We start from the raw sequence: 5,830 nt of genomic DNA, 5'->3' as shown, positions 1-5,830 counted from the left end.
ACTCCGTCGTTCCCGACTGGGACTCCGAGTTTCCCTAGCGGCACTCCGGGCTTCCCCAGTCCGACGCCGACCTTCCCGACGTTCCCGAGTCAGCAGCCGAGCGGCACGCTCCCGACACAGCAGCCCAGCAGCCCCTTCATCCCGAGCCAGCCCATCCCGAGTGGGACGCTGCCGACCGGCAACGCCTCCACTCCGAACTTCACACCTAGCTCACCCGGCGTCTAGCGCAGGCTGATGGTGGGGATGGGGATGCTCTGGTTCGACAGGCGGTCCAGGGCTGTGACGGTGTAGAGGTAGCGCACGCCTGGGGTTGCTGTGGTGTCCAGGTAGGACTGGGAGCGGGTGGTGGTCAGCAGGTTGCGGGCGTCGTTGTCGGGGCAGTGGTCGCCGGCTAGGAGCTCGCGGCGGTAGACGGCGTACGACGTACTGTCAGGTGAGGTGGGACGCCACTTGAGCTGGACGCCGGTGGTGGTGCGGGTCGCGTGGACTGCGTGGGGTGGGAGTGGAGCGCGCGAGTCCAGGTTCGGCATGGCGGGGATGAGTGCCGGCCGGGTGTACCAGGTGTTGTTGAGCAGAGTGGTCGCGCCGAGGCGGTCGGCGCGGACGTCCTTGGCGGAGAAGAAGATGTTGCCCTTGACCTCGGGGATCGTGCTGTCGAAGGTCATGTGGTCGCTGAGCTCGGCCGGGTCGGCCCAGTCCGGTGACTGCGTCGACGTACCGACCTTGTACGTCGCTTCGCCGATGTAGAGGTGGACGTCGGTGCCGCGGACCTGCTCGGCCCACCAGGGGACGATCTTGTTGTAGTCCGCCGGTGCGAAGCCGCCGGCCCAGTAGACCTGCGGAACGATGTAGTCGATCCACTCCTCACGCACCCAACGACGGGTGTCCGCGGCCAGGTCGTCGTACGTCTGGACGCCGGCAGTGGTGTCGGTGCCTTCCGGGTCGGTCGCCTTGTTGCGCCAGACGGCGAAGGGCGAGATGCCGAACTTCACCCACGGCTTGGCTGCCTTGATGCGCCCCTGCACTTCCTGGATGAGCAGGTTGATGTTGTTGCGCCGCCACTCGGCCAGGGTCGGGATTCCACCGCCGTACTCCGCGTAGGTCGCCGCGTCATTGAAGACCTGGCCGGCCACCGGGTACGGGTAGAAGTAGTCGTCGAAGTGGACACCGTCGATGTCGTAGTTCGACACCGCGTCCATGATCGCGTCCTCGACCAGCTTGCGTGCTGCTGGGATACCGGGGTTGTAGTAGAGCTTCCCGCCGTACGTGACGACCCAGTCCGGGTGCTGACGCGCCGGGTGGGTCGGGAGCAGGGCGTTGATGTCCGTGCCCATCGAGAGCCGGTACGGGTTGAACCAGGCGTGCAGCTCGAGATTGCGCTTGTGCGCCTCAGCCACCGCGAACTTCAGCGGGTCGTAGCCGGGGTCGCCGCCCTGGGTGCCGGTCAGGTACCGCGACCAGGGCTCCACCTTGGACGGCCAGAACGCGTCAGCAGTCGGCCGCACCTGCAGTACGACGGCGTTGTGCTTCTGGCGGACCGCATCGTCCAGCCAGCCGGTCAGCTCAGCCTGCTGCTGCGCAGCGGTCAGACCGGTCTTCGACGGCCAGTCGATGTTCACCACCGACGAGATCCACGTTGCGCGGAACTGCCGCAGCGGTGTGGTCGAGCTGGGCGCACAGCGAGCGTCGTCGGACGGCGCCGGCGCGGCGGACGCCGTACTGGCTACTCCGCCCAGCAACAGACCTGCGGTGGCACCAAGTACGCCCATGGCACGCCAGACTCTCATGTCACTCTCCGACAATAGCTACAGATGAAGTGGAAAGATGTTTACACATCGGGACGCTGGTAGGAAGACGCTAGGTTAGGGGGCATGTTGCGGGCCGCCACAGACGATGATGTCGACACCATCCGGCGGTTGCGGAACCAGCAGGCCAATCGGGAAGTGAGCATCACCTCGCACGAGATCGGTGCGGCCGAGCATGCGGCGTGGTGGGCCAAGGCGTCGGTCGACCCGACGCGGCGGGTGCTGATCTACGTTCGGGACGGCGGAACCGCCGGAGTGGTCAACTTCTCCGACCTCGACGGCACGACCGGGTCGTGGGGGTTCTTCCTCGACGCGGACGGGCTGGCCGAGCGCGGCGAGACGCTGCCGGCCTGGATCGAGGTGATGCGCGAGGCGACGGCGTACGCGTTCGATGAGCTCGGGCTCGACCTGCTCACCGGCGAGGTGCTCGAACACAACACCGTCGTCCGGCAGATGAACCGGCGGTTCCGGTTCGTCGAGGGGGCGGCCGAGCAGCGGGGCGCGGTGACCGTGATCCCGATCAGTCTGCGTCGCGAGGACCGGAGGAAGAAGTGAAGGACACCATCACGATCGGTGGCGTGCCGGTCGGGCCGGAGCATCAGCCGTTCGTCATCGCGGAGATGTCGGGGAACCACAACGGCGATCTCGAGCGAGCCAAGGACATCGTCCGGGCGGTCGCCGAGTCCGGCGCGCAGGCGCTGAAGCTGCAGACCTACACCGCCGACACGATGACCCTCGACGTCGACCTGCCCGCCTTCCGGCTGCCGGTCGAGCACGAACTGTGGAGCGAGGCGCGGCTCTACGACCTCTACGAAGAGGCGCACACCCCGTGGGCCTGGCACGAACCGATCTTCGAGCTGGCCACGTCACTCGGGCTGGTCGCGTTCTCGTCCGCCTTCGACTCGACGGCGATCGACTTCCTCGAGAAGCTGAACGTTCCGGCGTACAAGGTCGCCTCGAACGAGATCGGCGACCTGCCACTCGTCCAGGGCATGGCCGCGACCGGCAAGCCGATCATCATCTCCACCGGCTCCGCCACCCTCACCGACATCGACGCTGCAGTCCGTGCCGCGCGAGCCACCGGCAACGAACAGATCATCGTCCTGTCCTGTACGGCGAGCTATCCGGCTCCGCCCGAACAGTCCAACCTGCGCGCCATCCCCGTCCTGCGCGACGCCCTCGACGTCCAGGTGGGCCTCTCCGACCACACCATGGGCATCGGCGCCGCCATCGCCGCCGTCGCCCTCGGCGCCACCGTCATCGAGAAACACGTCACCCTCAAGAGGGTCGACGGCGGCGTCGACTCGGCCTTCTCCCTCGAGCCCGGCGAACTCGAGTCCCTCGTCGAGAACACCCGAGTAGCCCAACTAGCCCTCGGCCGCCCAGTCATCGGCCCCAAACAAGCCGAGCAGAACGTCCTCCGCTTCCGCCGCTCCCTCTACGTCACCCAAGACACCACCGCCGGCTCTCCGGTCACAACCGAGAACGTCCGCTCTATCCGTCCAGCCGGCGGCCTCGCGCCGCATGTCTTTCCCGAAGTGCAAGGCCGCCCGTTCCGCGTGGATGTCAAGGCCGGTACGCCGCTCACCTGGGATCTGCTGTGACCGAGTACTTGTTGTTTCCGGGGCGGCATCATGTTTTGACTCGGTTTCAGGGGGAGTTTCTGCGGGAGGTGGCGCGGGGGCGGACTGTGGTTTGGGCGGTGACTTCGGCCAATCACCGGACGACGAAGCGGAATCCGGTGGGGTTTGATCGGCGGCAGGCGGCGATCGAGCGGTTCAGTGTGGCGGAGGGGATTCGGTCGTTGGTGGTGGGCGTGGTGGATACGCCGCCGACGGATGAGTTTGCCGAGGTGACCGTGAAGGCTATTGAGGCCGGGACGGATGATCTCGTGCGATTGACGCCGGAAAACACGGTGGTGGCTTGTTCCACGCCTGAGGTGAGCAAGTTGTACGAACTGCTCGGGTTCGAGGTCGTCGGGGTTGAGCCCGAGGCGGTGTTGCGGCCTTGGGACGTACTGCTGATGGTTGCTGCGGGCAACGATGAATGGCGGGCGGTGGCGCACCCGGCGACGGTGGATGTGTTCGAGCGGTATGCGCTGGATGCACATGTGCAGCGGTGCGTGAACGATCCGGTGGTGGGCGATGACGGCGGGCTCACCACGACGCGGGATTACAAGACGTATGCCGATGCGTTCGAGACCGCGGCGGATCGGAAATGGCAGCAGATCAAGGAGTTCGTCCGGCCGGGGCGGATTCTGGATATCGGGTGTGCGACCGGCGCGACATTGCAGTTGGTTGATGCGGATGCGCGGTTCCATGAGTCGGACCTGATCGGGGTCGAGGTCGCGCGGCATTTGTACGCCGAATGCGAGCACAAGAAGGAACAAGGGCTCTTCCGCAATCCCAATGTCTACTTCTACCAACGCAACATGCTCGGCTCGGCCGTCTTCCCTGCACGGTCGATCGACACGACCCTGACGCTCGCGTTGACACACGAGATCTGGTCGTACGCCGATGGGTCGCGCACCGAGACCGTCCAGCGGTTCGCGGATGCGTTGTTCGCGCACACCGCGCCGGAGGGTGTCTGGATCAACTCCGATGTCTGCGGACCGGCCGAGCCCGACCGGTCCGTCGTACTGGAGCTGGACGACAGCGACGGCGTCAACCCGTCCGAGCCGATGGAGCTGGAGGCGCTCGACGATCCGGCGTCGTACGTCGGTCAACTGTCGACGCGGGCGCGGTTCTTCCAGTTCGCACAGGACTTCCGGCGGAATGCCTCGGTGCCGTTCGAGTACGCCGTACGGGGTGATCAGCTGGTACTGCGGTCGGCCGATGCGATGGACTTCCTGACCCGCAAGGACTATGTGGACAACTGGCTGAGCGAGACGCACGAGCAGTTCTGCGGGCTCGACTTCGCCGGCTGGTCAGCGGTGGCGGAGCGCGCGGGCTTCCACCTCGACCCGTCGTCCAAGGCATGGCGCAACGACTGGGTCATCGCCAACCGCATCGCCCCCGTCGCCGCGATCACCAGTCCCACAGGTGATCCCCTCGACTGGCCCGACACCCACCAACTCCTGATAGCCCGCCGCTGAAGCGGACCGCCGTTCAGCGGGGTGGGCGGAGTTTGTTGAGGTGTTTGTGGAGGGTGCGTTTGGTTTTGGCGGCCAGTTTGCGGGGGTTGCGGATCTGGGCGGCGCGGGCGACTGTGCGGGCCAGGGCGTAGGAGCGGGAGCGGTGGAGTTTGTTGCGGTCGGCGGTGGCCTTCTGGACCTGGGCACGGAGTTCGCGGATGCGGTTCTCGCGGGTTTTGAGGGCCTTGTTGCGGAAGCCGAGGGTGCGTTCCAGGCCGAAGACGTGACCTTGGAGTTCGGTGAGTTCGAGGCGAGCGCGGTCGGCGTCGGCGAGGGCGGTGCGGAGGTCGGGCTGAGTGTGCTCGCGCGGGTCCAGTACGGCGGACAGGGCGGCGGCCAACTGCTTGCCCCAGGCAATTTGTTCGGCGACCGCGGATTCGACGTGGGGTGCGGTTGCGGGGGTCGGGTCGACTGGCGGTACGCCGGACATCGACAGCCAGGTCGAGACCAGGTCGTCGCCGACCATCCACGGCGGCCACGGGTGGCGGCGGTGGGCGTCGACCAGGCGTTTGTGGAAGCGTAGCCAAGCTGCTGCGAGCAGGTCGTTCTTGTCGACTTGCTCAGGGGCGACCCAGCCGGAGATGCCGAACGCGAAGGTGTCGCCGTCGACGATGATGTCGTCCCAGCGCAGCAGCACCCGAGAGCTCTGAGCCCACTCACCCAACGCCGCAGCAACCTTCCGGAACCCCGGAACATCCTCAGCCGCAGCCAGCCGGAACAGCACAGTTTCCACTGTCTCACCGGCCGGTACTTCGCGCGGTACGACGGTGGAGTCGTACCCAACCGTTCCGAGCATGTCAGGCGTGACTGCACTGACTCTGGTGCGCCACCCAACCGATGTGGCGGCTGCCTTGAGGGTGGTGGGGCCGGATTGGGTGTAGAGGGTGTGAGG

At 66.5% G+C, this 5,830-nt stretch carries 5 protein-coding genes and 1 pseudogene; 4 read left to right on the top strand and 2 right to left on the bottom strand.

The annotated features are described in order from the left end of the window. Nucleotides 1–225: pseudogene (locus E1261_RS46720) on the top strand (hypothetical protein); the annotation flags it as partial. Here the strand turns inward: E1261_RS46720 and E1261_RS42715 are convergent. Beyond that, nucleotides 222–1,787 (bottom strand): glycoside hydrolase family 10-like protein, encoded by a 1,566-nt coding sequence (locus tag E1261_RS42715; protein WP_132415719.1) that lies wholly within the window; start codon nucleotides 1,785–1,787, stop codon nucleotides 222–224. The pseudogene E1261_RS46720 and the gene E1261_RS42715 sit on opposite strands and share 4 nt — an antisense overlap. Nucleotides 1,788–1,871: 84 nt before the next feature. Between E1261_RS42715 and E1261_RS42710 the strand changes: the two genes are divergently transcribed. The 3 genes from E1261_RS42710 (at nucleotide 1,872) to E1261_RS42700 (ending at nucleotide 4,899) form a co-directional block, all read left to right on the top strand. Beyond that, on the top strand, nucleotides 1,872–2,360 hold the full coding sequence (locus E1261_RS42710) for a GNAT family N-acetyltransferase (RefSeq protein WP_132415717.1): 489 nt from the start codon (nucleotides 1,872–1,874) through the stop codon (nucleotides 2,358–2,360). Next, on the top strand, nucleotides 2,357–3,409 hold the full coding sequence (gene pseI, locus E1261_RS42705) for a pseudaminic acid synthase (RefSeq protein WP_132415715.1): 1,053 nt from the start codon (nucleotides 2,357–2,359) through the stop codon (nucleotides 3,407–3,409). Before E1261_RS42710 ends, pseI begins: the two co-directional genes overlap by 4 nt. Nucleotides 3,410–3,507: 98 nt before the next feature. Then, on the top strand, nucleotides 3,508–4,899 hold the full coding sequence (locus E1261_RS42700; protein ID WP_238176798.1) for a class I SAM-dependent methyltransferase: 1,392 nt from the start codon (nucleotides 3,508–3,510) through the stop codon (nucleotides 4,897–4,899). Nucleotides 4,900–4,912: 13 nt separating this feature from the next. On the opposite strand, the gene E1261_RS42695 is transcribed toward E1261_RS42700, so the two are convergent. Further along, on the bottom strand, nucleotides 4,913–5,830 hold a 918-nt coding region (locus E1261_RS42695; protein WP_238176797.1), incomplete at its 5' end, for a hypothetical protein.

Source organism: Kribbella albertanoniae, from assembly GCF_004348455.1.
GTDB lineage: Bacteria > Actinomycetota > Actinomycetes > Propionibacteriales > Kribbellaceae > Kribbella > Kribbella albertanoniae.
This window is presented reverse-complemented; position numbering and strand designations above follow the sequence as displayed.